Raw genomic sequence first — 26,082 nt, forward strand, 5'->3', positions numbered from 1 at the left:
GAGGTCTACCGCAGCAGCGCGTGCAGCGCGGAGACCAGCCGTGCGTCCGCGTCGCCGCCGCGAGCGGTGAGGCGCAGGTGGCCGGCGCCCAGGCCGGGGAACGTCGCCGCCGGGCGCACCGCGATGCCGTGGCCGCGGCGCAGGGTCTCGGCGAGGGCGCGCCCGTCGCGCCCGGCCGCCTCGACCAGCACGAAGCCCGCGGCGCCGGGGTGCACGCGCAGGCTCGGGACGCCGGCGAGCGACGCGGCCAGCGCGTCCCGGTCGGCCCGCGCGCGGAGCGCCGCGGGCGCCAGGCGCGCCGGGTGGTGGCAGGCCGCGGCGCACGCCGCGAGCGCCAGTCCGTTGACCGCCCAGGCCTGCCGGCGGTCGCGCAGCCGCGCGGCCAGCGGCGACGGCGCCAGCAGGTACCCGACGCGCAGCCCGGGGACGGCGAGGATCTTCGTGAGGCTGCGGACGACGACCAGGTCGTCGTGGTCGGTCGCCGGCGCCAGCGAGTTCGCCTCGCCGCCGACGAAGTCCATGAACGCCTCGTCGACCACGACCGTCCGTCCTGGCGCGATGATGGCCTCGATCGCCGCGCGCGGGTGCAGCACGCCGGTCGGGTTGGTGGGGTTGCCGACCACGACGAGATCGGCGTCGACCGGGATCGCGTCCGGATCCAGCGCCCATGGCTCGCCCAGGATCACGGGCGCCGCGGCGCAGCCGGCCGCGGCCAGCGCCCGGTCGGGCTCGGTGAACTGCGGATGGACCACGACCGGCCGCCGCGGCGCCAGCGTCTCGGCGATCAATGCGAAGCCATGCGCAGCGCCGTTGAGCAACACGACCTCGTCCGCCGAGCGTCCATGCCGATGCGCGACCGCCGCGGTCGCCTCCGCCTCGTCGGGATACGCCCGGATCGCCCCGTCGAGCTCCTGGCGCAGCAGCCGGCGCAGCCAGTCGGGCGGCCCGCCGGCGGCGACGTTGACGGCATGATCGGCCCGGGCGCCGCGGGCCCAGTGGTCGCCGTGGAGATCGGGACCCGGCGGCGTCATGGGAGCTCCAGCGTCCGTCCGGCGACGACGAGCAGCGCGCGGTCGGCGGCGGCGCTCAGCGTCTGCGTCGCGTCGCCCAGGGCGTCGAGCCAGAGGCGGGTCGCGCCGCTCGGCGGGACCGGTCCCCATCCAGCCTCCTCGGCGACGACGATCGTCGCGCCGGGGCGCTCGCGTGCGGCGGCGACGAAGGCGGTGGCGCCGGCGCGGACCTCGGCGGCGGCCGCGCGCCCGTCGGCGCCCTCCTCGAGCGCGCCCGCACGCCAGAGGATCTCGCTCACCCACGTCCCGAGCGAGTCCAGCAGCAGCGTCGCCCCGGCGGCCGCGTGGTCGATGACCCCGACGACGTCCGCTGTCTCCGCGGTGGTCCACCCGTCCGGACGGGCGGCGCGGTGCGCGGCGACCCTCGCGGCCAGCTCGTCGTCGGTCACGGTGAGCGGGGCGATCACGACGACCGGCGCGCCCAACCCGGCGGCGAGCTGCTCGGCGACGCGGCTCTTGCCGGAGCGCCGCGGCCCGAGGACGAGCGTCAGCGCCACGCCGCCACCGCCGCCGCCAGGGTGAGCAGCCTGCTCGCGGTCGCGCTCAGGCGCACTGCGCGGCGCAGCGCCGCCGTGTCGGGCGGCGGACCGTCGCCGAGGCGCGGGAGGTGCTCGACGCGCCCGCCGTAGTCGTTGGTGCCGCCGAGCGTGACGCCGAGCGCACCCGCGAACGCGGCCTCGACGCGTCCGGCGTTCGGGCTCGGATGGCGCGCGCCGTCGCGGCGCCAGGCGCGCAGCGCGCCACGCGCGTCCTCGCCGGTCAGCGCCGCGGCGGCGACGGTCGCGGCCGCGCACGCCCGCGCGGCGGGCCAGCCGAGGAGGTCGTCGAGGCGTGCCGCGGCCCAGCCGAACCGGTCGTAGCGCTCGCTGCGGTAGCCGACCATCGCGTCGAGCGTGTTGGCCGCGCGGTGCGCGACGACCCCCGGCGCACCCGCCGCGGCGCACCAGACGAGCGTGCCCGCCTCGGCGTCGGCCGTGTTCTCGGCCAGCGACTCGAGCGCGGCGCGCGTCAGCTCGGGGCCGTCGAGCGTGTCGGTCCGTCGCGCCACCAGCGACCGCGCGAGAACCCGCGCCGCGGGCAGGTCGCCGGCATCGACGAGATCGGCCATGCGCGACGTGGTGCGCCGGAGCGAGCGGCCGCCGAGCGCCGCCCACCCGCACGCGGCGACGGCCACCGTCCGGCGCATCGCGCTCCCGCGCCCCGCGGCACGGGCGGCGAGCAGCGTCGGGACGGCGACGAGCACGGCCGCGTGGCCGGCCCCCGCGCGCCGCGACGGCCGGTAGCTGACCCGCTCGAGCGCGGCCGCGCTGCGCCCGAACCCCGCGACGGGGTGGCAGTGGGCCGGGTCGCCGAGCAGCGCGTCGAGGACGGCCGCCGCCAGCAGCCCGGCGCTACGGGCGGCCGGCACCGGCTGCGTCCTCTCCGACGACGGCGCTCTGCCGCTCGTCCTGCTGCCCCTGCCGGAAGGCCAGCGCGCCGGCCAGGACCGCTGCGTGGACGCAGTGGGCGATCGCCGCGCCCGCGGGCGCCATCGGGCCGGCGAAGGGCTCGCACTCGCCGGGCAGCGCCGCGATCGCGATGCTGTCGGTCGCCGTGCCCGTCGCGGGGCCGGCGTGGTTGCGCGCGCCGATGCCGGCGTCGGCCAGCGCCTGGGCCTTGGCCTCGGTCGCGGTCTGCACGGCGTACACGAGGCCGGAGTCGGTGAGCGGCGCATCGGTCAGGACCACGATGTTGATGGTGTTGACCTTGGGCAGCGCGCGCACCAGCCGGCCCGCGGCCGCGAGCGGCACGCCGATGCCGACGGTCGCGACGGCGCGGGTGCCGCCCTCGGCGTGCTCGGTCGCCCGGTCGACGTGCGCGGCGGTCATCGCGCCGAGCGTCGTCGCGACGTCGAGGCCGCGGGCGAGCATCTCCTCGCAGAGGTGGACGTCGGGATCCGTGCGCGCGTAGCCGTGGCCGACCTGCAGGTTCAGCCACGCGCGGGCGGTGCGCAGCCCGCCGCCGACCACCGCGCTGGAGAGGCAGCGGCGCGGGCCACCGAAGTCCACCACGAGCGCCTGGCTCACCGGTCGTCCCCGGCGTAGAGCAGCGCGTTGACCGCGGCCACCGCGACGGCGCTGCCGCCGCGCTCGCCGCGGTTGGTGACGCACGGCAGGCCCGAGGCGGCGAGCGCCTCCTTGGACTCCGCGGCGCCGACGAAGCCCACGGGCAGCCCGACGATCAGCGCGGGCGCGGCCGGGGGCGTCGCCAGGAGCTGCAACAACGCCGTCGGCGCGTTGCCCACGACCCACACGGCGCCGGCGGGCGCCTCCGCGACCGCGAGCCGCATCGCCGCCGCGCTGCGCGTGGAGCCGAGCTGCTGAGCCAGCGGACCGACGCGCGGGTCGGCCAGCGGCACGATCACCTCGCGCGAGGTCACGCCCGCGGCGACCATCCGGGCGTCGGCGTAGATCGGCGCGCCGTCGCGCAGCGCGGCGCGGCCGGCCCGCAGCGCCTCCTCGTCGAGGATCAGGGAGTCGGCGAACGACAGGTCCGCCGAGGCGTGGCACACGCGCTCGGCGACGGCGCGCGACAGCGGGGCGAACCGGCCGAAGTCGTAGCGCGCGCGCAGGATCCCCATGCTCTCGACCTCGATGGGATGGGCTACGCGGGCCACGGGGCCTCCTCGGGCGCCAGGGCGACGAAGGCGTCGGCGGGGCAGACCTCCAGGCACTCGCCGCAGCCCGTGCAGAGGTCGACGAGCGTCAGCAGCGGCGGCCCGTCGAACCACGCCGGAGACGGCCGCAGCGCCCGCTCCGGACACGTCATGAGGCACGCGCCGCAGCCCTTGCAGTCGGCGGTGGCGGCGTAGACGATCGCGCTCGGTCCCGTCACCGTGGGGGCGTCGAGGCCGTCTGGGGCGTCGAGGCCGTCTGGGGCGTCGAGGGACGAATGAATCTCGCCGTACGAGATCGAGTCGTCCCTCGACGCCGGTGGGCGGCCGGTTGCGCCCCGAGCGATGGCGCAGGTCGCGTGGGCCGAGCGCTGCTTGGCCACCAACAACTCCGCGGGGGCGACGGCCAGCAGCGCCGAGGCCTCGGCGACGCTCGGCGTCCCGACGTGGCGCGCGACGGTCGCCGACGGCGTCGGGACGTCGACCGCGGCCAGCGCGCCGGCGGCGAACGTCCTCAACGGCCACCCGCGCGCCGCGGCGAGCGCGAGCACGGCGGGCTCGCGGGCCTTGACGTCGGCCGAGGCCAGCACCCGCACGTCGGCGCCACGCACCCCCGCCGCGTGCAGCCCGGCGTCGACGAGCGCGGCCAGCTCGGCGGCCGGGCAGCCGCGGCTGGCGCCGACACCGACGGCGATCACGCGCGCCGTCCCACGACGACGATGACCGGGTTCGTCGCCGCCAGGCGGTGGCCGCCGGCCAGGGGCAACAGGCGCGAGGACTGCATCATGGTGGCCTCGGTCTCCAGGCCTGCCGCGGCGAGGCGCTCCACGACGGGGCCGGCACGCTCGATCAGCGCGAGGGTCACGACGACGGCTCGTCGTGACCGGGCGGCGCAGCGGTCCACGATCGCGTCGAGGTCCGCGCCACCGCCGCCGACGAAGGCCGCGTCGGGGTCCGGCAGATCGGCCAGCGCCGCGGGAGCGTGACCCTCCACCGTCTGCAGCGGCACGCCGTGCGCGCCGGCGTTGCGGGCGGTGCGCCCGATCGCGTCGGGGTCGTCGTCGATCGCGATCGCCGCCGCGCCAAGGCGCGCGCACTCCACCGCGACCGAGCCGCTGCCGCAGCCGACGTCCCAGACGAGGTCGCCCGTCCGCGGCCCGAGGTGAGCGAGCGCGAGCGCGCGCACCTCGCGCTTGGTGATCATCCCCGCGCGGTGGTCGAAGGCGGACTCGGGCAGCGCCCAGGATGATGGCGTCGAAGCGGCCGGCGCCTCGGGACCGAGGCTGATGACGACGTTGGGCTCGGCGAACGCGGCGCGGGCCAGCTCCTCCGGGGCTCCCGTCACCACCCGCTCGTCGGCCTCCCCCAGGCGCTCGGCCACCACGAGCGTCCGGCCGCTGCCGCGGAGGCGCTCGGCGAACCACGCGGGCGGCGCGTCCGGGCCGGTGAGGATCGCGACCTTCGGGTGGCGCAGCGCGGTGTGGAGCGCGGGCCGCGGGTCGCGCGCGTGCGCGGAGACCAGCAGCGCGTCGTCCCACGGCAGGCCGATCCGCGCGAACGCGACCGCGACGGACGACGGTGCCGGGTGGACGAGCAGCCGCTCCGGCGGCACGCTGCGCCGCAGCGCGCGCACGATGCCGAAGAAGCCGGGGTCGCCGGAGGCGAGCACGACGGCCGGGCCGTCGTCGGCGGCCACCGCCGCGAGGACGTCGTCGGGGCCGGCGCCCACGCGCAGCGTCCGGGCGCCGGCCGGAGCCAGCGCCGCGACCTGCCGCGCGCCCCCGGCGACCAGCGCCGCGCCGGCCAGCAGCTCCTCCGTGCCGGGCGGCACGCGGCCGCCGTGCACCCCGAGCACGGCCACGGTCGCCGTCCCTGGGCGGACGGACTCGCTCATCCGACCAAGTCCTCCACCTTCAGCCGCCCGCGCGCCCCGGGCGACGCGCCCGCCAGGCGGGCGCCGTCGAAGTCGACGATCGCGCAGTCCACCAACAACGCGCCCTTGATGTAGGACGTGAGGTTGTCGGCGACCTTCGTGCAGAGCAGGTCGCTCGCGGCGAACAGCTCCGCGGCCTCCCACAGCTCCCACGCGTGGCGTCCGGTGTTGGACTCGGCCACCGCGGCCGCGAGGGTCTCGCCGCCGCCGGCTTCGCGCGTGACGTCGGCCAAGAACATGGGGTCGACCTTCGACCGCGTCCAGTGGGTCATCATGATGCCCGCCGCGAGCTTGGCCAGCTTGCCGGCCATCCCGACGAAGACGCACCGCTCGAACTCGAGCTTCGCGGCGCGCTTGAGCGCGTAGCCGGTGAAGTCGCCGACCTCGACGAAGCACACCTCGGGGAGCTCGGGCAGCAGCCTGCGCGCCGCCTTCTCGGTGCGCCCGCCGGTGGTCAACACCACCGTCTTGGCGCCCTGGGCGTCCATGACGTCGATCGCCTGGCCGACGCTGGCGCGCCACGCCGCGGTCGAGAACGGCCGCACGATCCCGGTCGTCCCGAGGATCGAGATGCCACCCATGATCCCGAGCCGTGGATTCGACGTCCGCCGCCCCATCTTCTCCCCGCCGGGGACGCTGATCTCGACGTCCACCCCCACGCTGGTCAAGTCCACCACCTCGCCCACGGCGGCCGCGATCTGGGCGCGCGGGCCCGTGTTGATGGCCGGCCCCCCGACCTCCAGGCCGAGGCCGGGCTTCGTCACGGTGCCCACGCCCTCGCCGCCCCGGAGGACGATCCCCGGCTCCGCGACGAGCGCCACGCGGGCGGTCAGGTGCGCGCCGTGCGTGACGTCGGGGTCGTCGCCGGCGTCCTTGACCACCACGGCGACCGCGCCGTCGCCGTCGCGCTCGCAGCGCTCCACGCAGAACGTCGGGCGCTGCTCGCTTTTAGGCAGCGGGACCTGGACGTCGGCCGGCGGGTCGCCGTCGCGCAGCAGCAGCGTCGCGGCCTTCGCGGCGGCGGCGCTGCAGGTGCCGGTCGTCCAGCCGAAGCGGAGCTTGCCGGTGGCGACGCGGCGTGCGGACGCGGGGAGGTTCGGCTCGCGGAGGTCAGCCATCGGGCGCCGCCGCCTTCTTGTAGCGGTCGGGCCGGCCGAGCGGCCGGTAGCGGTGGCCGTAGCCGGGGTCGTAGACGTGCGAGCGCCGGGCGCACGGCGCAGCCTGCAGCGCCGGTCCGACCAGCACCAGCGCCTGTGTCGTGATCCTGTTGGCCTTGATCTGCACCGCGAGCTCGCTCAGCGGGCAGCGCACGACGAGCTCGTCCGGCCAGCTCGCGCGGTAGACGACCGCGCACGGCGTCTCGGGCGCGTAGCCGCCCTCGAGCAGGTCGGCCTGCAGCTCGCGGGGACGGCGCACCGACAGGAACAACACCAACGTGGTCCCGTGGCGAGCGAGCTCGACCAGTTGCTCGTTGGCCGGCATCGAGGTGCGCGTCGGGCGGCGCGTGTAGATGAGCGTCTGCGAGACGTCGGGGATCGTCAGCTCCTGGCCCAGCGCGGCGGCGGCGGCGCTCACCGACGAGACGCCGGGCACGATCTCGGTGGCCAGGCCGAGCGCCCGGCAGGCCTGCAGTTGCTCGTGCAGCGCGCCGTAGACCGTCGGGTCGCCCGAGTGGACGCGCGCGACATGGAGGCCTTGCTCGGCCGCGCGCGCGTAGATCTCCACCACCTGCTCGTGCGTCCGGTCGTCGGACGGGACGAGCTCAGCGCCGGGCCTGGCGTGCTCGAGGATCGCGGGATCGACGAGGCTGCGCGCCCAGACGATCACGTCGGCCACCCCGAGGATCCGCACCGCACGGACCGTGAGGAGGTCGGGCGCGCCCGGGCCGGCGCCGACGAACGACACGCGCCCGCTCACCGGACGGCCTCGGGGACATAGAGGGCCCCGGGGCCGTCGAGGGACGAATGGATCTCGCTGTACGAGATCGAGTCGTCCCTCGACGCCGGTGGGGGCGCCGGCGCGGGCGTCGGCGCGGGCGCGGGCGCCGCCCGGGGCGCGGGCGCCGGCGCCCACCCGCGTCGCGCCGGCTCGGCGATCCGCACGAGATCGGGCCGCACGGACAGCAGTGCGCGGACGATCAGCCCCGTGATCGTCCCCTCGATCACGGCGATGACGGCGTAGGCGCCGAGGGTCGACGCGGCGATCTTGGAGAGGTCGAGGTCGACCGACGCGCCCAGCGCGAACTCGCCGACGAACGTCAGCGCCGACAGCTCCACCGCGATCCCCGCCGCGATCCCACAGCCGATCGCCAGCCCCTTCGCCGACCGGCCGAGCACGCGGCGCAGCCCGACAGCCAGCGGATAGCCGAGGAACGCCGGCACGAGCGCCAGCGTCACGACCGTCAGGCCCAGCGTGCTGATCCCGCCGTCGCCGAGCGCGAGCGCCTGGATCACCGCCACGACGGCGATCGTGATCGCGCCGAGCCACGGGCCCAGGAGGCACACCGCCAGCGCACCGCCGAGGAGGTGGCCCTGCGTCCCGATGGTGATGGGGAACATCGGCGCGTCGCCGACCAGGAAGAACGCCGCGGCGAGGCCGGCGATCGGGAGGTCGCGCTCGCGCTCCTCGGCGCGCACGCGCCGCAGGCAGACCGCGAGGCCGCCGGCCGCGACGGCGGCCCCGAGCAGCGCCGCCTCGCCCGAGACGAAGCCATCAGGGATGTGCACGGACGGCCTCCTCGGGAGACGCGGGCGCGGTCAGGTCCAGCGCGGCGACGGCGCCGACCACGAACGTCACGGGCGGCGGCAGCGGCGCGGGCAGCGCGCCGAGCGTGCCGCGGACCACGCGCTGCGCGGGGCGGGACCCGGCGCTGACCGCCGCGACGGGCGTCTCGGCGGGCAGCCCGCCGGCGATCAGCCGCGCGGCGATGCGCCGGATGCGGCCCCGGCCGGTGAGGATCACGAGGGTGCCGCCCAGCCGCGCGAGCAGCTCCCAGTCCGGCGGCGTGCCGTGCTCGGGGTCGTCGTTGCCGTCCACGATCGTGGCGGTCACGCTCAGCTGGCGCAGCATGAGCGGGATGCCCGCCGCGGCGGGCGCGCCGAGGGCACTGGACACCCCCGGCACGACGGCGACCGCGACCCCCGCCGCGCGCAGCGCCAGCGCCTCCTCGCCCCCACGCGACGCGACGAACGGATCGCCGCTCTTGAGCCGGACCACGGCGCGACCCGAGCGTCCCAAGTCCACCAACAACGCGTTGACCGCGTCCTGCGACAGCGCGCGGCGCCCCGGCGAGCGGCCGACGCAGCGGCGCTCGGCGCTCGGCGGGGCGAGGGCGACGAGGGCGCCGGCCGACGGGCGGTCGTAGACCACCACCTCGGCCGACGTCAGCGCGGCGCGGGCGGCGCCGGTCAACCACATGGGGTCGCCCGGCCCGGCGCCGACGAGGGTCACCGTCATGCCGGCACCGCCCCGCGTAGCGCCACGAGCCACGGTCCGGCATCGACGGCCGTGTCGCCCGCGACGAGCACGACGGTGCGCATCGTCACGCGCTCGGCGTCGAGCCCGGCGAGCGTCGTGCGCTCCACCAGCTCGCCGGCGCGCGTGACGTCGTGGGCGAGAACGACGGGCGTCGCGCCCGGCCGCGCGGCCCGCAGGATCGCCACTGCCCGGTGCAAGCCCTCGGTGCGCCGCGAGGAGCGCGGGTTGTAGAGCGCCAGCGCCAGGCCGCTTCCCGCCAGTGCCCTCAGGCGATGCTCGACCCGCGACCACGGCATCGCGAGGTCGCTCAGCGACAGCACGGCGAAGTCGTCGGTGAGCGGCGCGCCCGCGACGGCGGCGGCGGCCTGCGCGGCGCTGACGCCCGGCACCACGACGATCTCCGGACGCTCGTGCTCGTCGAGCTCGGCGGCGCGCGCCAGCGTCCGGGCGGCCATGCCGTGCACGCCCGCGTCGCCGCTGGACACCAGCGCCACGCGCGCCCCTTCGCAGGCGAGGACCAGCGCCTCGTCGGCGCGCGCGTCCTCCTCCCCCATGCGGCCGCGGACGATCCGCTGGCGGTCGTGGAGCAGGTCGGCGCACGCGTCCACGTAGCTCGCGTAGCCCACGACCGCCTCGGCCTCGGCGACCGCGCGGGCCGCGGCCGGCGTGCGGTGCTCGACGCCACCCGGGCCGAGGCCCACGATGTGCAGGGTCCCGGCGGTCATGCCGCGAGCGGGTTGAAGCCGGCGGGGAGCTCGAGCCGGTGCGCGCGCATGAAGCCCTCGTCGGCGAGGACCTCGCGCGTCGGACCATCCGCGACAACTTGGCCCTGGTCGAGCACGATCGCCCGCGGGCACAGCTCCAGCGCATACGGGAGGTCGTGCGTGACGAGCAGCGTGGTGAGCGAGAGCGAGACCAGCACGTCGGCCAGCTCGCGGCGCGCGGCCGGGTCCAGCGACGACGACGGCTCGTCGAGCACGAGCACGTCGGGCTCCATGGCCAGCACGCCGGCCAGCGCGGCGCGGCGGCGCTCGCCCGCGGAGAGCAGGTGCGGCGGGCGGTCGGCAAGCTCGGCGATCGCGACGCGCGCCAGCGCCTCGTCGACCCGCGCGCGCAGCGCGTCGCCGCTCAGCCCCAGGTTGGCGGGGCCGAACGCGACGTCGGCGCGCACCGTCGGCAGGAACAGCTGGTCGTCGGGGTCCTGGAAGACGAGCCCGACGCGCCGGCGGATGTCCCTGCGGGTCGACGGCCCCAGGCGCGTCCCGCCGATCTCGACGTCGCCGGTGGCCCCGTCGAGCATCCCGTTGAGCTGCAGCGCGAGCGTCGTCTTGCCCGCGCCGTTGGGCCCCAGGATCGCGACGCGCTCGCCGGACGCGATGGTCAGGTCGACGTTCGTGAGCACGGCGGTGCCGTCGGGGTAGGCGTAGGACAACCGGCGTAGCGCGACCGCGGGCGGCGCGGCGGGGTCGGCGGCGGCCGTCGGGGTCGACGGGTGCAGTGCGCGCTCGCGCGCGGGCATGGCGAGCGCCGCGGGCGCGGGTCGCGGCGCGCGGGTCGGCCGGCGGGCGCGGCGGCGGCCGCCGGCGGGCGCGTCGCCGTGGGGCGTGAGCGAGATCGGCAGGCCGACCTTGTCCTCGTAGCCCGGCAGCCGCACGCGGTAGGTGCAGAGGTCGCAGTTCATCCGCACGTCGCCCTGGAGCACCTCGCGGTAGCGCTCGAGGACGAGCTTGGCGAGCCGGCGATCGGGCCCGAGGTGCGGCGCCGCGCGGACGTCGAGGTCCGCATGGTCCTCGGCCCACGCGGCGGCCGTCGCGTGCAGGCGCCCGACGAGCACGCCGGTGAAGAGCAGGAGCGGTGCTACGACGACCGTGGTCGCGCCGAGGCGGCGCAGCCGCTCCAGCGCGGCGGGGACGTCGGGCTGCGCGACGCCGGCGAACGCGGGCTCGACCATGCCGAGGCCGCGGCCGTCGGCCAGCAGACGGGCGACCTTGTACAGGTCGCCGCACGCGTCGGGGTCGCTCGATCCGCGGCCGACGAGCACGACGCCGGTGGTCGCCGGGTCGTGGTCGGGCGGCAGCACCGAGCGGATCCGGTCCTCGGCGACGGCGAGCACGGCGGGGTCGATCCCGAGGTCGCGCCCCAGGCGGAACGTGACGCCCGGATGCCGCACGCGGGCGCGCTCCAGCGAGGCGGGACCGTCGTTCTTGAGGTGGCCGGCGGCGAGCAGGACGAGCGGGACCGAGACGACGTCCCGCGGCCCGCGCGCGATCAGGCGATCGACGGCCTCGTCGACGAGCGGCTCGGCCAGCTCGATGAACCCGGTCTCGACGGGCAGCGATCCGGCCGCTTCTCGCACGAGGGAGGCGAGCGCGTGGAACTCGGCGAGGCCGTCGGCGTCGCGCGTGCCGTGGCCGACGATCAGCAGCGCGGGCGCGGCGGCGCGCGCGCCTTGCCCGGGATGCGCGAGCGAGCCCCTGGGCGAGTTCGCGCCCGGAAGCCGAGCCCCCTGGGCGAGGTCTTCCGCGCTCACCACGCACCTCCCCGCGCTGCGAGCGTCGCGGCCAGCGCCGGCAGCGCGAAGGCCACCGTGATCGCCGGGGTCGCGCCGCCGGCGGCCGCGGGCCCGCCGTCGCCGACGTTCGGCATCCGCCCGTTCCAGCCGCGGGCGAGCATCGCGCCGTGGACGCGCTCGCCGCGGTTCAGGCAGCGGACGGCCAGGGTCCCGGAGGACTGCGCGACGGCCCGCGCCTGCCAGATCCATCGGGCGTCGTGGCCGCGCGCGATGCGGGCGGTGTTGACCCGGCGCAGCTCGTCGAGGACGACCTGCAGGTAGCGGACGGCGAGCGCGCCGATCGCCGTGAAGGTCGGCGGGACGCGCAGGCGCTCCAGCCCCGCCACGATCGCCGGCGCGGGCGTCGTCGCGCTCAGCACGCCGGTGGCGAGGACGACGAGCGTCGCCTTGGCGGCGATCGCGCCCGCCAGCAGCAGGCCCTCGTGCCCTGCGACGAGCGGCAGCACGACCACGAACGCGATGAACGGCACCTCCACCACGAGGCGCAGCGCCAGCCCGCGCGGCGGCACGCGGCCCCACACGGCGAGCGCGAGGACGACGACGAGATCGACCGCGAACGGCCACCACGTGCCCGCCGGCACGAACGCGACGCTCAGCGCGAAGACGAGCACGGCCACCACCTTGGCCTCGGGCGCGGCGTCGTGCAGCGCCGTGCGGACCTCGGAGACGAGCTCGGGGCCGTGGCCGCTCACAGGCGACCCCCGCGCGCCGCGGCGTCGCGGGCCGGCGTGACCAACACGGTGGAGAAGTACGGCACCGGTCCGTCGGCCGCGCCGGCCGCGGTCACGACCTCGCCTCCGAGCCCGAGGTGGGTGCCGACCGTCGCCTCGTCCTCGCGGCCGGCCTCGCGCACGACCTCCAGCAGGCGCGGCAGGTGCCGGCCGCCCTTGTAGATGACGACGGTCTCGAAGGCGTCGAGCGCCGCGCGCACCCGGGCCTCGCCGGCGGTCCAGGGAATGAGCGCGACGCCATCGGTCCCCTCGGCGAGCATCGCGCCGGTCCGGGCCGCGAGGTCCTGCATGGCCGTGATGCCGGGCACGGTGCGGACGGTCACGCCGGGCGCCAGCGCGCGCACGGTCTGCACGACGTAGGCGAAGGTCGAGTACACGGAGGGGTCGCCGAGGGTGGCGAAGGCCGCGGTGCCGCCCGCGTCGACGACCCGCGCGATGGCCTGGCCGGCGGCGTCCCACTGCGCGTCGCGCCCATCCTCGTCGGCCATCGCGAAGCCGAGCCGGATCAGCCGCTCGGGTGCGACGTGCGCGGCGGCCACGGTCTCTGCGCGGCCCGCGCCGCCCGCGCTCGCCGACGTGGCCGGGACGAAGACGCGATCGGCCTCCCGCAGCTCGCGCACGGCCTTCAGCGTCACGTGCTCGGGATCGCCCGGGCCGACGCCGACGCCGACGAGGGCGCCGACGCCGGTCATGCGTCAGCCCCCGCGGCGGCGCGAGAGGCGTCGAGGGACGACTGAACCGCGACAGTCGCGGTCGAGTCGTCCCTCGACGGGTGGTGGGCGCGCGGCGCTGCCGCCGCCACCAGGCGCGCCGCCACCGCCGGCGTCGCCGCCCAGTGCGTGTGCAGGTAGCTCGCGTGCACGCCGCCGACGACGTGACCTTCGACCCGCTCGGTCCCGCGCGCGTGCAGCGTCCACGCGGGGGTGTCGCCCGCGGCGGGGTCGAGCGAGCTGTAGTGGAACTCGTGCCCGCGCGTGACCGTGCCCGCCGGCCACACCGGGTGGTCGGCGCCCGCGACGGCCTCGCGGTAGCCGAGCGACAGCCGCTCGCCCATCCGCGCGCGGCCACCGACGACGTCGCACATCGGGCGCCCGTCGAGCTCGGTCGCCAGGTAGAGCAGCCCGCCGCACTCGGCGAGGACCGGCCGGCCGGCGCGGGCGAACGCCGCGATCTCGGCCCTGAGCGCCCAGTTGCCCGAGAGCGCCGCGCCGAACACCTCCGGGAACCCGCCGGCCAGCAGCAGCGCGCCGCAGCGGGCGGGCAGCTCCTCGTCGGTCAGCGGGTCGAACGGCACGAGCTCGGCGCCCGCGGCGGCCAGCAGCTCGTGGTTCTCCTCGTAGTGAAACGAGAACGCCGGCCCGGCGGCGACCGCGATCCGCGCGCGGGTGACCGGCGCTTCGGGCTCCGGGCTCCAGGTCTCGCCGGCCGCCGGCGGCGCGGTGCGCGCCAGCGCGACGAGCGCGTCAAGGTCGACGCCGGCCCGCACGGTCTCGGCGAGCGCCGACAGCGTCCCGCGCGCGTGCGCCTCGCGCTCCGCGGCGGGCACGAGGCCGAGATGGCGCTCGGGCGTCGTCAGCTGCGCGTTGCGCCGCAGCACGCCGAGCACCGGGACGCCGGTCGGCGCGAGCGCCGCGCGCAGCAGCTCCTCGTGCCAGTCCGACGCGACGCGGTTCAGCACGACGCCGCCGAGCCGCAGCCCGGGGTCGAACGTCGCGAAGCCGTGGACGATCGCGCCCACCGAGCGCGCCATCGCGCTGGCGTCGACCACCAGCACGACGGGCGCGCCGAGCAGCTTGGCGACCTGCGCGGTGGAGGCCAGCTCGCCGCTGCCGCCGGCGCCGTCGAAGAGCCCCATGACGCCCTCGACGACCAAAAGGTCGGCCCCGGCCGAGCCGTGGCGCGCCAGCGGCGCGATCAGCTCGGGACCGCTGAGGAACGCGTCGAGGTTGCGGCCCGGCCGCCCGCAGGCGAGGCGGTGGTAGCTGGGGTCGATGAAGTCCGGCCCGACCTTGAACGGCGCGACCGTGTGGCCCGCGCGCGACAGCGCCGCCATGACCCCGCAGGCGACCGTGGTCTTGCCCGCGCCGGAATGCGTCCCGGCGATCACGATGCGACCGGCGGTCACGCGGTCACCCCGACGGGCGCCCACGGCGATTCCCATACTCGCGCGCGCGTGACGAGTCGCTCGTGCAGGCGCACCGCGCCGGCGCGGCCCACGCCGCGGCCGGCGACGACCAGCGGCACGGGCTCGGCGTGGTGGCGGCCGGTCTCCACGCAGGTGGCGTGGTCGCTGGTGACCGCGAGCACGCCACCGGCGGCGCGGACCGCGCGGGCCAGCGGGCGGATGACGTCCTGGTCGGTCGCCTCGAGCATCGCCGTCTTGCCGACGCGGTCGCGATGGTGCGCCGCCTCGTCGGCGCCGCCGACGTGCACCACGACGGTCTCGGCGCTGCGCAGCGCGGCGAGCGCCGCCCGCGTCTTGGCCCACAGGTCGCTGCCCACGTCGCCGGTCGCGCTCGCGGGCGTGACGACGTGAGCGCCGAGCAGGCGGCCGCAGCCCGCGGCCGCGCCGGGAGCGGCGATCACGACCGTGCGCGGGTCGAGCGCCCGTGCGAGCTCCTCACCGTCGTCCCAGACGTGCGCCGACAGGGCGGCGACCTCGCGGATCTCCGGGGGCTCGGTGCCGACGGCCAGGAAGCGATGGCCCTTGAGGTGCGTGACCTCGTGGTCGGCGAGGCGGGCGGTCAGCTCGGGCCGGATCAGAAGCGCCTCGGCGGTGACGGCGCGCCGGCCTTCGGCGTGGTGCAGGTCGATCCGCCACGCGCTGGTGCCGTCGGGCAGCTCGATGCCCGCTGCCGCGGCCTCGATGCGCCCGCGGCCGACGGGGCCGCGGGGCGCGGCGCCGAGCAGCGTCGGGATCCCCACCTCGCTGCCGGGGCTCAGGCCGGCCGGCGTCGTGGCGACGCGCGCGACGGTCCCGCGGGCGCAGAGCGCGTCGAGCGCGGGCATCTGCGCGTCTTCGAGCGACGAGGGCCACGGCCAGATCGGCTCGGCGGCACCGTCGAGGATCACCAGGACTCGCGGAGTGACGCTCACCATTCGATCCCCTGCTGGGCGCGGACGCCCTCGTCCATCGGGTGCTTGACCTTCTGGACCTCGGAGACGAGATCGGCGATCTCGATCAGCGACGGCGGCGCGTCGCGCCCGGTCACGACGACGTGCTGGAAGCCCGGGCGGTCGCGCAGCGTGGCCACCACGTCGTCCTCGTCGATCCACCCGTACTTGATGGCGTAGGTCAGCTCGTCGAGGAGCAGGAACTCGTACTTCTCGCCGGCGATGCACTGCTTGACGTGCTCCCAGCCGAGGCGCGCGAGCTCGGCCGACTCCTCGACGTCGCGGGAGATCCACGACCAGCCGTCGCCCATCTTCTCCCAGTCGATGCCGCCCAGCGCACGGGCGGCCTTGGCCTCGCCGACCTTCCACTTGCCGGACTTCAGGAACTGGAAGACGCCGCACCGGTAGCCGCGCGCCCAGGAGCGCAGCAGCATGCCGAACGCAGACGTGCTCTTGCCCTTGCCGTGCCCGGTGACGACGATCAGCAGCGGGCGATCGCGGGGCTTGCGGCGGATCGGCTCGGCGGAGCCACGGTCCTCGGTCGTGTGCGTGGTGTCGCTCATGCGGCGCTCCTGGTGGTGGTGATCGCTCGCAGCCGGCCGGCGAGCCGCTGGGCGGCCTGCGGGTCCCGCGCGTCGAGGTCGAGCACCTCGCCGCCGGCCGCGGCCGCGATGCGCTGAGCGCCGCCGAGGCGGACAGGGCCCTGCTCGCCGTCGACCACCACGAGCTGGATCTGCCGGCGGGGCAGCGCGGCGGCGGCGAGGACCGGGTCGCCGCCGGCGTTGGCGCGGCCGTCGGAGACGAGGACGACGATCGCCGCGCGGCCGGGCTCGCGGAGGCGGTCGCGCCGGACGACGTCAGCGGCCAGGGCGAGGCCCGCCGCGATCGGCGTGCGGCCGCCGGTGGGCAGCGCGCGCAGCGCGGCGGCGGCGTGATCGACGGCGCCGGTGGGCGGCAACGGGAGCTCGGCGCCGGTGCCGCGGAAGGTGACGAGCGCGACGCGGTCGCGGCGCTGGTAGGCGTCGCCGAGCAGCGCGAGCACCGTGCCCTTGACCAAGGCCATGCGCTTGCGCGCGCCCATCGATCCGGAGGCGTCGACGCAGAGCACCACGAGCGCACCCTGGCGCCCCTCGCGCTGGGCGGACCGCAGGTCGCTCGCGCTCACCGGCCGTCCGCGGGCGGCGACGAGCGTCGCGACGATGGCGAGGTCGTCGTCGCCGGGCCCCGATCCCACCACGACGCCCGTGCCACGAGCCCGCCCCCGCCGGCCCGCCGCGCCTTGGCCGCGGAAGCGCGTGAGCGTGACGGACGGAGGGGCGACGCCGTCCTGCGCGTCCACGGCGGCCGCGCTGGGACCAGGCACCGCGGAGGCCTCCGCGGAGTCTTGTGACGAGCTCATTGCGCGTGTTAAGGGGTCAGTCCCCTTAACACGCGATCCCGCGGACTGACTGGGCTCCCGTGTTAAGGGGTCAGTCCCCTTAACACTGGGGTCAGGCCCCGCGGAGGCGTCCGCGGGGTCTTGTGACGAGCTCGTTGCGGGGTCAGGCCCCGCGTCGGGCGGCTCCGGCTGGCCGTCGGCGTCCTGATCGGCGAGCGCGTCGGTGACGGTCTGGGGCGACGGTGGTGGGGCGAGCGGGTCGCGGCGCAGGCGATGGGTCAGCGCGAGGGCGGCGGCGCGCTCGACGTGGCGATCGGCGACCTCGTCGGCGCCGTCCAGCGCCGCCAGCGCGAGCGCCGCGCGGGTGCAGGCGAGGTCGGCGCGCAGCCCGTCGACCTCCAGCCGCGCGCACAGCGCGGTGATGCGGACGAGCTGGCGGTCGGGCAGGCGCACTGATCGCAGCGCCGCGCGCGCGGCGAGCAGGCGCTCGGCCAGCGTCCGCTCGCCTGTGGCGTGCCGGGCGACGAAGCCGGCCGGGTCCGCGTCGAAGCGCAGCCGGCGGCGGACGACCTCCGTGCGCAGCGCGGGGTCCGACGGCGCGTGGACCTCGACGCCGAGCCCGAAGCGGTCGAGCAGCTGCGGCCGCAGCTCGCCCTCCTCGGGGTTCATCGTGCCGACGAGCAGGAAGCGCGCCGGATGGCGGATGCCGTGGCCGTCGCGCTCGACGACGTTGACGCCGGAGGCCGCCACGTCGAGCAGCACGTCGACCGCCGCGTCGGGCAGCAGGTTGACCTCGTCGGCGTAGAGCACGCCGCGGTGCGCGGCCGCGAGCAGCCCGGGCTCGAACACGGCGGCGCCCTCCTGCAGCGCGCGGCGGACGTCGAGCGCGCCGACCACCCGCTCGATCGTCGCGCCGAGCGGCAGCTCGACCATCGGCGCGTCGCGGCGGGCCGAACCATCATGGTGGACATCGCACGGGCACGCCTCACCGGGCGCGACGCCGTAGGCGCAGCCCGCCGCGACGTGCTGCTCGGGCAGCAGCGCCGCGAGCGCGCGCACCGCGGTCGTCTTCGCCGTGCCCCGCTCGCCGCGCACGAGCACGCCGCCGAGGCCATGGTCGATCGCGCACAGCAGCAGCGCCTCGACCAGGTCCTCCTGGCCGACGATGGCGGTGAGGGGGAAGCGCACCGAGCCGCTCACGCCCGCGTCTCCCCGGCCGCGGGAGCGAGCCCCTGGGCGAGCTGCCGCCCGTCATGCGAAGCGCCCGCGAAACCACTCGCGCAGGGCGCTCGGGTTCCCGCGCGAGTCATGACGCCACTCCAGCCTCGGCGAACGTCGCCATCTCGTCGTGCAGCGCGCACGCCGCCTGCACGAGCAGCAGCGCCGTCGCCGCACCTGAGCCCTCGCCCAGCCGCAGCTCCAGCTCGACCAGCGGCCGCAGCCCGAGCCAGGTCAGCAGGTGCTCGTGCGCGGGCTCGACCGAGCGGTGGCCGGCCAGCAGCCGGTGGCGCAGCTCGGGCGCCATCGCGACGGCCACCGCGACCGCCGCGGTCGCGATCACGCCGTCGCAGATCAGGCCGAGACCGTGCTCGCCGGCGCCGAGCGCGAGCCCGCACAGCACCGCGAGCTCGCCGCCGCCCAGCCGGCGCAGCAGCTCCACGGAATCGTCGGCGACGAACGGCCCGTGCAGCGCCAGCGCGCGCTCGATGACCGCGCGCTTGCGCCGCAGCCCCGCGTCGTCCACACCCGTTCCGCGGCCCACGACCGCGTCGGCGCTCAACCCGGTCAGCGCCGCCGTCAGGCACGCGGCCGGGGTCGTGTTGGCGATCCCCATCTCCCCCGCGATCAGCAGGTCGATGCTCTCGGCCGCCGCCCGCGCAGCCAGCGCGCGCCCCGCCCGCAGCGCGCTGCGCACCTCGTCGGCCCGCAGCGCCGGCTCCAGCGCGAGGTTGCCCGACGGTGCCGGCAGCCCGACGTCCTCGTGCGCGACGTCCGGCGGCGGGGCGATGACGCCGGCGTCGACCAGCACGAGCTCCGCGCCCGCCTGGCGCGCGAGCACCGCGATCGCGGCGAAGCCCGCGCCGAACGCGCCCAGCATCTGGCCGGTCACCTCCTGCGGGAACGCGGAGACGCCCTCAGCGGCCACGCCGTGGTCGGCCGCCGCGACGACGATCCGGGTCCGCGGCCGCGGCCGCTCACGCCCGGTCACGCCGGCGACCCATCCGGCCACCTCCTCCAGGCGCCCCAGCGAGCCGGGCGGCTTGAGCAGCTGCGCCTGGCGCGCCAGCGCCGCGTTGCGTGCCACCGTGTCGATCGGCCGGATCGCCGGGATCAGGTTGGTGATGGTCATGCGGGCTCCCCAGCCTCCTCGAGTTGTGCTTCAACATCGAGCAGCTCGCCGCGCAGCGCGTCGAGCGTCTCCGGGCTCGGCTCCGCCCACAGGCCACGCTCGGCCGCCTCGAGCAGGCGCTCGGCCATCGCGTGCAGCGCCCACGGGTTCGAACGCCGCAGGAACGCGCCGACGTCCGGGTCGCGCACGTACTTTTCCGCGACCGCCTCGTACATCCAGTCGTCGACGACGCCCGTCGTCGCGTCGTAGCCGAAGAGGTAGTCGACCGTCGCCGCGAGCTCGAACGCGCCCTTGTAGCCGTGACGCGCCATCGCGCCGATCCAGCGCGGGTTCGTCACGCGCGAGCGGAACACGCGCCGCGCCTCCTCGGCCAGCGACAGCGCCCGCACGCGCGCCGGGTCGGCGCTGTCGCCGACCCACGCCTTCGGGTCGCGCCCGCTCAGCGCGCGCACCGCCGCGACCATCCCGCCGTGGTACTGGAAGTAGCCGTCGGAGTCGAAGAGGTCGTGTTCGCGGTTGTCGATGTTCTTCACCGCGACCTCGATCCGGGCGAAGCAGTCGCGGACCGCGCCGCGGGCCTCCGTGCCGTCCAGCCCGGCGCCGTAGGCGTAACCGCCCCACGCCTCGTAGACGGCGGCCAGGTCGGCGTCGTCGCGCCAGTTGCGGGCGTCGATCAGCTCGAGCAGGCCGGCGCCGTAGGAGCCCGGGGCCGAGCCGAAGACGCGCGCGGTGCAGCGCCGCCACGAGCCGCTCGGGTGGGTGGGTGGGTGGGTGGGCGGAAACTCCTCGGCGAGCCGGTCCGCGTCAGCCCGGACGTGCTTGCGCAGGAAGTTGTCGTCGTCGCTCTCGTCCAGCGCGGCGACGGTCGTCACCGCGTCGTCGATCAGCGTGACCAGGTGCGGGAACGCGTCGCGGAAGAAGCCCGAGATGCGGACGACGACGTCGATGCGCGGGCGGCCCAGCTCCTCCAAGGACACCACCTCGGTCCCGGTGACGCGCCGCGTGTCGGGATCCCACACCGGTCGCACGCCGAGGAGGTGCAGGATCTCGGCCACGTCGTCGCCGTGCGTGCGCATCGCGGCCGTTCCCCAGACGACGATCCCGACCGTCTCGGGATGGCGCCCGTCCTCCTCGACGTGGCGCGCCAGCAGCGCGTCGCCGAGGCGCACGCCGACGTCCCAGGACAGCTGCGAGGGCAAGGCCTTCGGGTCGACGCCGTAGAAGTTGCGGCCGGTCGGCAGCACGTCGACGCGCCCGCGCGTCGGCGAGCCCGACGGCCCCGCGGGCACGTAGCGCCCGTCCAGCGCGGTCAGCACGGCGTCCATCTCGCCGGTCGAGGCGCGCAGGCGCGGGACGAGCTCGTCGCAGGCGAAGCGCAGCGCCGCGAGCACGGCCGGATCCTCGGTGCCCAGGACGTTGCGAGCGACGTCCGGCACGTCGGCCGACGACCACCCGCGGGCCGACAGCGCGTCCAGGACCATGTCCTGCGCGGCGTCGAGGCGGTCGAGCTCCTCGCGCGCGCCGCGCACGCCCGACGGCCCCTCGTCGCCGGCCAGCTTTCTGCGCGCGCCCGACTCGATCAGCGCCAGCTCGTCGATCCCTCGGGCCGCGCCGATCGCGCGGCGCAGCGCGGGGACGTCGGCGTTGGGCAGGCGCATGATCGCGGCGACGAGGTTGCGCAGCGGCTCGCCGACCGGTGCCGCGCCGAGGATGTGCAGGCCGTCGCGCACCTGCAGGTCCTTGACCTCGCAGAGGTAGGTGTCGAGGTGCTCGATGACGGTGCCGATCGCGCCGTCGCCGGCCGGCGCGGCGCCGCCGTCGAGCCCGAGGTCGTGATGGAGGTTGGCCTCCAACAACGACTCCCAGATCCGAGCGCCGAGCGCCGGCAGCTTGCTGGGGTCGAGCGCCTCCATCCGCGCGTACTCGTCGAGCAGGTCCTCCAACAACGCCAGCTCGTCGTGCGTGCCGGCCCGCGCCATCGGCGCGATGAGGTGGTCGACGATCGTCGCGTGGACGCGCCGCTTGGCCTGCACGCCCTCGCCCGGGTCGTTGACCACGAACGGGTAGATCACCGGAAGCGTGCCGAGCACCGCGTCGGGCGCGCACGCCGCGCTCGACCCCACCGACTTGCCCGGCAGCCACTCCAGGGTGCCGTGCTTGCCGAGGTGCACGAGCGCGTCGGCACCCCAGACGCGGTCCAGCCACCAGTACGAGGCGAGGTAGTGATGCGACGGCGCCAGCTCGGGGTCGTGGTAGATCGCGCCCGAATCCTCGCCGTAGCCGCGCGGCGGCTGGATCGCGACGAACACGCCGCCGAGGTCCAGGCCGGCGAGGACCAGGTCGTCGCCGTCGCGCCACTGCGTGCCGGGCGGCGGGCCCCACGTGTCGACGATCGAGCTGCGCAGCGCCTCCGGCAGCTCGGCGAACCACCGCTCGTACCGCTCTACCGGCAGGCGCGCCACCGCGGCGCCGAGCTGCGCGTCGGTCAGGTGGTCGGGGTCATAGCCGCCGGCGGCGATCAGGCCGTGGATGAGCGCGTCGCCGTCGGCGGCGACGTCGTCGACCGCGTAGCCGGCGTCGCGCAAGGCCTCCAACAACGCGATGGCCGACGCAGGCGTGTCGAGTCCGACGGCGTTGCCGATGCGCGCGTGCTTGGTCGGGAAGCTCGAGAGCATCACCACCACCTTGCGCCGCTCCGGCGGCGTGGTCCTCAGCTTCGCGATGCGCACGGTCAGCTGCGCCACGCTCGCGCACCGCTCGGCGTCGGCCGCGTACAGCGACACGCCGTCGAACGCGCCGTGGGGCTCCTTGAACGAGACGACGCCGCCGAGCAGGCGCCCGTCGAACTCGGGGATCGCGACCTGCATCGCGACGTCCATCGGGCTCAGCCCGCTCGGGCTCTCGTCCCACGCGGCGCGCGAGCGCGTCACGCAGACGGCCTGGATCACGGGCACGCCGAGGGCGGCGAGGGCGTCCGCGCGCCAGCCCGAGGCGGCGGTCGGATCGCTGTCGGCGACCGTCGAGCCGCCGGACGCGAGCACGGTGACGACGAGCGCGTCGACCTCGCCGTCGAGCGCTTCGAGGAGCGCGACGCGGCCCTCGGCGTCCGGCCGCAGCGACTGCGCCCAGACGCAGGTGGGGATCCCGCCGGCATCGACGACGGCCTGGGCGAGCGCGTCGACGAACGCCGTGTTGCCCGCCGCGAGGTGCGAGCGGTAGAAGACGATGCCGACCCGCGGGGCGCTCCCGGCGCTCCCGGCGCTCCCGGCGCTCCGGGCGCTCCCGGCGCTCCCGGCGCTCCCCGTGGCGTCGAGGGACGACTGAATCTCGCTGTACGAGATCGAGTCGTCCCTCGACGCCGGGGGCGGGCCGAGAGCCGGCTCGTAGGACCCGTGCGACGGCAGCTCGACCGGCGCCTCGAAGCCGTAGCCCTCCAGGAGGAACGTGTCGGCCAGGAAGCGGAGCATGTTGGTGGCGTTGGGCACGCCGCCGTGGCGCAGGTACTCGAAGGCCTGTGCCAGCGCACCAGCGGGTGCGTGGCTGAGCTCGGCCAGCTCCGCGTCGGGCTGGGGCTCGCCGCCGAGCAGCAGGAGCGCGAAGCCCGTGCCGTCGCCGGCGCTCGCGCGGCGGCGCAGCTCCTCCACGCCGTCCTCCCACGCGCGCCGCCCGCCGAGCAGGCGGACGACCACGATGCGGGCGCCGTCGAGGACGGCGTCGAGCCCGTCGAGCGAGGCCGGGTTCGCGACGCGGACCTCGGGGAACCCGGCGGGCAGGTCGCCCAGCGCGCGGGCGATCGCGAGCAGGTCGGTGTCGGCGTGGCTCAGGACGCGGAGCATGCGGTCCTCTGGAGGTCGAGGGTGGGAAGTCCTTCAGGAACGCCGCCGGCGAGGAGGTCGGCGAGCGCCCCGGGGTCGACGTGCTCGTCGACGAGGTCGCCGAGGAGGTCGAGCCGGCGCTCGCGCACGGCGGCGAACGGGACCGCGCCGGGGCGCCAGTCGCGCCCGCGCTCCACGGCGACCCAGGCAAGCAGCGCGCGGCGGACCGCGTCGCCCTCGAGCAGGCCGTGCCAGCTCGTGCCCAGGACGGCGCCGCGGACGCAACCCTCCGGCGCGCCGGCGTCCGTGGTGAGCAGCGGCTCGCCCCCGCCGGGCCGCGGCTCGCCGTGGCGGATCTCGTAGCCCGTGGCGGGCGCGCCACCCAGCCACGTCGCGGTGCCGGCCTGGCGGCGCAGGAGCTTGTCGAGCGCGAAGACGGTGCGGACCGGGAGCAGCCCGAGGCCGTCGACCACGCCGGCGCGGCTCTCGACGTCGTCGTCGATCCGCTCCCCCAGCAGCTGGTAGCCGCCGCAGATGCCGAGGATCGGCCCGCCGGCGGCCGCGCGGCGGCGCAGCACCTCGTCGAGTCCGTCGCGGCGCATCCGCGCGAGGTCGGCGACGGTCGCCTTCGTGCCGGGGACGACGACGAGATCGGCGCGTTCGAGGTCGACCGGCGAGCGCGTGAAGCGCACCCCGACGCCGGGCTCGGCCGCCAGCGCGTCGACGTCGGTGAAGTTCGACATCCAGCGCAGGCGCAGGACGGCGACGTCGAGCGTGTCGCGGCCGACGGGCGGCGCGGGCGCGAGCGCCGGCGCCTCGAGCGCCAGCGAGTCCTCGGCGTCCAGCCACAGGCCCTCCCGCCACGGCAGCACGCCGATCGCGCGGCGCCCGGTCAACCCGTACAACATGTCGAGGCCCGGCGCCAGCACGCTGCCGTCGCCGCGGAACTTGTTGATGAGGAACGCTGCTACGTGCCGCTGGTCGTCGGCGTCGAGCACCGCGAGCGTGCCGACGAGCGACGCGAACACGCCGCCGCGGTCGATGTCGCCGACGAGCAAGACGGGCAGGTTCGCCGCCCGGGCGAGGCCCATGTTGGCCAGGTCGCGCCCGCGGAGGTTGATCTCGGCGGGCGAGCCGGCGCCCTCGCAGATCACGGCGTCGAAGCGCTCGCGCAGCGTGGCGAGCGCGGCGAGCACCGGCGCCTGCAGCCTGGCCTTGAGGTCCTGGTAGGAGCGCGCGGTCGCGTCGGCGAACGGCCGGCCCATGAGCAAGACCTGCGACGAGGTCTCCCCCGCCGGCTTGATCAACACGGGGTTCATGGCGGCCTCGGGCTCGATGCCGCAGGCGGCCGCCTGCATCGCCTGGGCGCGCCCGATCTCGGCGCCGGACGCGGTCACCGCCGAGTTGTTGGCCATGTTCTGGGCCTTGAACGGCGCGACGCGCACGCCGCGGCGCGCCAGCGACCGGCAGATCCCGGCGGTGACGATCGACTTGCCGGCGTCGGAGCCGGTCCCGCACACCAGAAGCGCGCCGCGACGCGGCTGCTCGCCGTTCATGCCGACCACGCTCCGGCCAGGGCGATGAGGGTCGCGACCTCGACGAGCTTGCCGGTCGCGCCGAGGGTGTCACCGGTGCGGCCGCCGAAGGCGCGCACCTGGATGACGAGGGCGGCGGCGAGGGCGCCGGCGGCGCTGGCGAGGGCGAGCGCTCCGTCGGCCGGACCGCACATCGCGACGACCGCGGCGACGCCGAGCGCGGTCGCGACGACGGCCGCGCCGGGCGCGACCGCGAGGCTGCGGCCCAGGCCGCCGTCGCGTGCGTGGCCGAGCGCCGCGGCGACCAGCACCATCGCCGTGCGCGCCAGCACGTGGGCGGCGATCAGCGCGCGGGCGGCATGCTCGGCGTCGAGCCCCGCGAGTGCCACGGCGGCGAGCAGCAGCGCGCAGCCCATGGCGAGCGCGCCGTGCGCGCCGACCGCGGAGTCCTTCATGGCCGCGAGCCGCCGCTCGCGGCTGCCGTGCACGCCGAGGCCGTCGGCCGTGTCGGCCAGCCCGTCCTCGTGCAGGCCGCGGGTGACGACGATCGCCGTGACCAGGCCGAGCGCCGCGGCGACCGGCGCGTCGAGCACGGTCCCGGCGAGCGCGACGGCGCCCGCGGCGATCCCGCCGACCAGCGCGCCGACGACCGGGAACCAGATCGCGGCGCGGGAGAGCCACGCGTCACTGGAGTCGAGCTCGACGCGCCCGGCCGGGACGATCGTCAGGAAGCTCACGGCCAGGCGCGCGCCGGGCGCGACGGCGGTCACGACGGCACCTCCGCCGGTGCAACGGGGCGCGGCGCTCGCGGCCGCGGGTCGCGAAACAGCGCGGGCTCCCAGTTGATGCGGGCCACGCGCCAGCGGGTGCCGCGGCGGCGCAGCTCGGTGACCGACGAGGGCGCGACGTCGATCGTCCAGAACGCCTCGTCGGGCACGCGGAGGCCGCAGACCACGGCGGCGCGGATGACCGCGGGGTGCGTCACGGCGGTGCGCGTCCCCTCGCCCTCCGTCCCGTCGAGCCAGCCGCGCACGCGGCCCAGCACGTCCTGCAGGCACTCGCCGCCGTGCGGCGCGCCGGCCGGATCGGTCCGCCACGCCAGCACCGCGTCGGGCTGCTCGGCCTCGACGTCGGCCAGCGGCCGGCCGCGCCACGTGCCGAAGTCCCAGTCGGCGACCGCGGGGTCGGGCACCGCGGCCTCGAGGCCCAGCGCTTGCGCCGTCTCGGCTGCACACTGAGCCTCGCTGCGCAGTACGGCACGCGCCTTCGGCAGGTGCGGGCGCAGGTCGGCCAGCCGGCGCGCAGCGCCGTCGAGCAGTGGTCCGTCGCCACCGAACACGGCGTGCCGGGTGCCGGCGGTCGCCGCGTGGCAGATGAGGAGTACCCGGAGGCTCACGCCAGGCGGCGCGAACGGGGTGCTGCGGGGTCACACATCAGAGGAACCTCCTTCGGGA

24 protein-coding genes and 1 pseudogene are annotated in these 26,082 nt (G+C 76.8%); all 25 read right to left on the reverse strand.

Annotated features, from left to right (window positions below; genetic code table 11):
• Nucleotides 1-5 precede the first annotated feature (5 nt).
• The 25 genes and pseudogenes from cobC to VK501_RS05965 all read right to left on the reverse strand — a co-directional run bounded on the left by cobC (nt 6) and on the right by VK501_RS05965 (nt 26,024).
• Nucleotides 6-1,031, reverse strand: coding sequence for an Rv2231c family pyridoxal phosphate-dependent protein CobC (gene cobC / locus VK501_RS05850; RefSeq protein WP_324335578.1), 1,026 nt, complete (start codon nt 1,029-1,031; stop codon nt 6-8).
• Nucleotides 1,028-1,567, reverse strand: coding sequence for a bifunctional adenosylcobinamide kinase/adenosylcobinamide-phosphate guanylyltransferase (locus VK501_RS05855; protein ID WP_324335580.1), 540 nt, complete (start codon nt 1,565-1,567; stop codon nt 1,028-1,030). Before VK501_RS05855 ends, cobC begins: the two co-directional genes overlap by 4 nt.
• The gene (locus tag VK501_RS05860; protein WP_324335582.1) at nt 1,558-2,478 is read right to left on the reverse strand and encodes a CobD/CbiB family cobalamin biosynthesis protein; all 921 of its coding nucleotides are present in this window, start codon (nt 2,476-2,478) and stop codon (nt 1,558-1,560) included. Before VK501_RS05860 ends, VK501_RS05855 begins: the two co-directional genes overlap by 10 nt.
• Nucleotides 2,462-3,136, reverse strand: a complete 675-nt coding sequence (locus VK501_RS05865) for an adenosylcobinamide amidohydrolase (RefSeq protein WP_324335585.1) — start codon at nt 3,134-3,136, stop codon at nt 2,462-2,464. Before VK501_RS05865 ends, VK501_RS05860 begins: the two co-directional genes overlap by 17 nt.
• Nucleotides 3,133-3,726 carry a precorrin-8X methylmutase gene (locus tag VK501_RS05870; RefSeq protein ID WP_324335587.1) on the reverse strand — a complete coding sequence of 198 codons (594 nt, stop codon included), beginning with the start codon at nt 3,724-3,726 and terminating at the stop codon, nt 3,133-3,135. Before VK501_RS05870 ends, VK501_RS05865 begins: the two co-directional genes overlap by 4 nt.
• Nucleotides 3,714-4,421, reverse strand: coding sequence for a cobalamin biosynthesis protein (locus tag VK501_RS05875; RefSeq protein WP_324335588.1), 708 nt, complete (start codon nt 4,419-4,421; stop codon nt 3,714-3,716). Before VK501_RS05875 ends, VK501_RS05870 begins: the two co-directional genes overlap by 13 nt.
• Nucleotides 4,418-5,617: a precorrin-6y C5,15-methyltransferase (decarboxylating) subunit CbiE gene (gene cbiE, locus VK501_RS05880; RefSeq protein ID WP_324335590.1), complete on the reverse strand. Its 1,200-nt coding sequence runs from the start codon at nt 5,615-5,617 to the stop codon at nt 4,418-4,420. Before cbiE ends, VK501_RS05875 begins: the two co-directional genes overlap by 4 nt.
• Nucleotides 5,614-6,774 (reverse strand): cobalt-precorrin-5B (C(1))-methyltransferase, encoded by a 1,161-nt coding sequence (locus VK501_RS05885; RefSeq protein WP_324335592.1) that lies wholly within the window; start codon nt 6,772-6,774, stop codon nt 5,614-5,616. The genes cbiE and VK501_RS05885 overlap by 4 nt, the downstream gene beginning before the upstream one ends.
• The gene (gene cobM, locus VK501_RS05890; protein ID WP_324335593.1) at nt 6,767-7,573 is read right to left on the reverse strand and encodes a precorrin-4 C(11)-methyltransferase; all 807 of its coding nucleotides are present in this window, start codon (nt 7,571-7,573) and stop codon (nt 6,767-6,769) included. Before cobM ends, VK501_RS05885 begins: the two co-directional genes overlap by 8 nt.
• Nucleotides 7,570-8,382, reverse strand: coding sequence for an energy-coupling factor ABC transporter permease (locus VK501_RS05895; RefSeq protein WP_324335595.1), 813 nt, complete (start codon nt 8,380-8,382; stop codon nt 7,570-7,572). The genes cobM and VK501_RS05895 overlap by 4 nt, the downstream gene beginning before the upstream one ends.
• Nucleotides 8,369-9,112 (reverse strand): uroporphyrinogen-III C-methyltransferase, encoded by a 744-nt coding sequence (cobA, locus tag VK501_RS05900; RefSeq protein ID WP_324335597.1) that lies wholly within the window; start codon nt 9,110-9,112, stop codon nt 8,369-8,371. The genes VK501_RS05895 and cobA overlap by 14 nt, the downstream gene beginning before the upstream one ends.
• Complete coding sequence (locus VK501_RS05905) at nt 9,109-9,858, reverse strand: precorrin-3B C(17)-methyltransferase (protein ID WP_324335599.1); 750 nt, start codon at nt 9,856-9,858, stop codon at nt 9,109-9,111. Before VK501_RS05905 ends, cobA begins: the two co-directional genes overlap by 4 nt.
• Nucleotides 9,855-10,652, reverse strand: a complete 798-nt coding sequence (locus VK501_RS28720) for an ABC transporter ATP-binding protein (protein ID WP_349260978.1) — start codon at nt 10,650-10,652, stop codon at nt 9,855-9,857. Before VK501_RS28720 ends, VK501_RS05905 begins: the two co-directional genes overlap by 4 nt.
• A 210-nt stretch (nt 10,653-10,862) precedes the next feature.
• Nucleotides 10,863-11,666, reverse strand: a pseudogene (locus VK501_RS28725) (sirohydrochlorin chelatase); the annotation flags it as partial.
• Nucleotides 11,660-12,397 (reverse strand): energy-coupling factor transporter transmembrane component T, encoded by a 738-nt coding sequence (locus VK501_RS05915; protein WP_324335603.1) that lies wholly within the window; start codon nt 12,395-12,397, stop codon nt 11,660-11,662. The gene VK501_RS05915 and the pseudogene VK501_RS28725, both read right to left, overlap by 7 nt.
• Complete coding sequence (gene cobI, locus VK501_RS05920) at nt 12,394-13,128, reverse strand: precorrin-2 C(20)-methyltransferase (protein WP_324335604.1); 735 nt, start codon at nt 13,126-13,128, stop codon at nt 12,394-12,396. Before cobI ends, VK501_RS05915 begins: the two co-directional genes overlap by 4 nt.
• On the reverse strand, nt 13,125-14,561 hold the full coding sequence (locus VK501_RS05925; RefSeq protein WP_324335607.1) for a cobyrinate a,c-diamide synthase: 1,437 nt from the start codon (nt 14,559-14,561) through the stop codon (nt 13,125-13,127). The genes cobI and VK501_RS05925 overlap by 4 nt, the downstream gene beginning before the upstream one ends.
• On the reverse strand, nt 14,558-15,532 hold the full coding sequence (locus VK501_RS05930; protein ID WP_324335608.1) for a hypothetical protein: 975 nt from the start codon (nt 15,530-15,532) through the stop codon (nt 14,558-14,560). Before VK501_RS05930 ends, VK501_RS05925 begins: the two co-directional genes overlap by 4 nt.
• On the reverse strand, nt 15,529-16,113 hold the full coding sequence (gene cobO / locus VK501_RS05935) for a cob(I)yrinic acid a,c-diamide adenosyltransferase (RefSeq protein ID WP_324335611.1): 585 nt from the start codon (nt 16,111-16,113) through the stop codon (nt 15,529-15,531). Before cobO ends, VK501_RS05930 begins: the two co-directional genes overlap by 4 nt.
• Entirely contained in the window at nt 16,110-18,128 is a 2,019-nt protein-coding gene (locus VK501_RS05940) for a VWA domain-containing protein (protein WP_324335613.1), read from the reverse strand. Before VK501_RS05940 ends, cobO begins: the two co-directional genes overlap by 4 nt.
• 106 nt (nt 18,129-18,234) lie before the next feature.
• Nucleotides 18,235-19,278, reverse strand: a complete 1,044-nt coding sequence (gene cobT / locus VK501_RS05945) for a nicotinate-nucleotide--dimethylbenzimidazole phosphoribosyltransferase (protein WP_324335615.1) — start codon at nt 19,276-19,278, stop codon at nt 18,235-18,237.
• Complete coding sequence (gene cobN / locus VK501_RS05950) at nt 19,275-23,114, reverse strand: cobaltochelatase subunit CobN (protein WP_324335618.1); 3,840 nt, start codon at nt 23,112-23,114, stop codon at nt 19,275-19,277. The genes cobT and cobN overlap by 4 nt, the downstream gene beginning before the upstream one ends.
• The gene (locus VK501_RS05955; RefSeq protein WP_324335619.1) at nt 23,099-24,649 is read right to left on the reverse strand and encodes a cobyric acid synthase; all 1,551 of its coding nucleotides are present in this window, start codon (nt 24,647-24,649) and stop codon (nt 23,099-23,101) included. The genes cobN and VK501_RS05955 overlap by 16 nt, the downstream gene beginning before the upstream one ends.
• A complete protein-coding gene (gene cobS, locus VK501_RS05960; protein WP_324335621.1) occupies nt 24,646-25,398 on the reverse strand; it encodes an adenosylcobinamide-GDP ribazoletransferase in 753 nt (250 codons plus the stop codon). Before cobS ends, VK501_RS05955 begins: the two co-directional genes overlap by 4 nt.
• Nucleotides 25,395-26,024 carry a histidine phosphatase family protein gene (locus VK501_RS05965; protein WP_324335624.1) on the reverse strand — a complete coding sequence of 210 codons (630 nt, stop codon included), beginning with the start codon at nt 26,022-26,024 and terminating at the stop codon, nt 25,395-25,397. Before VK501_RS05965 ends, cobS begins: the two co-directional genes overlap by 4 nt.
• Nucleotides 26,025-26,082: the final 58 nt, after the last annotated feature.

Origin of the sequence: Baekduia sp. (assembly GCF_035318805.1) — a bacterium.
GTDB lineage: Bacteria > Actinomycetota > Thermoleophilia > Solirubrobacterales > Solirubrobacteraceae > Baekduia.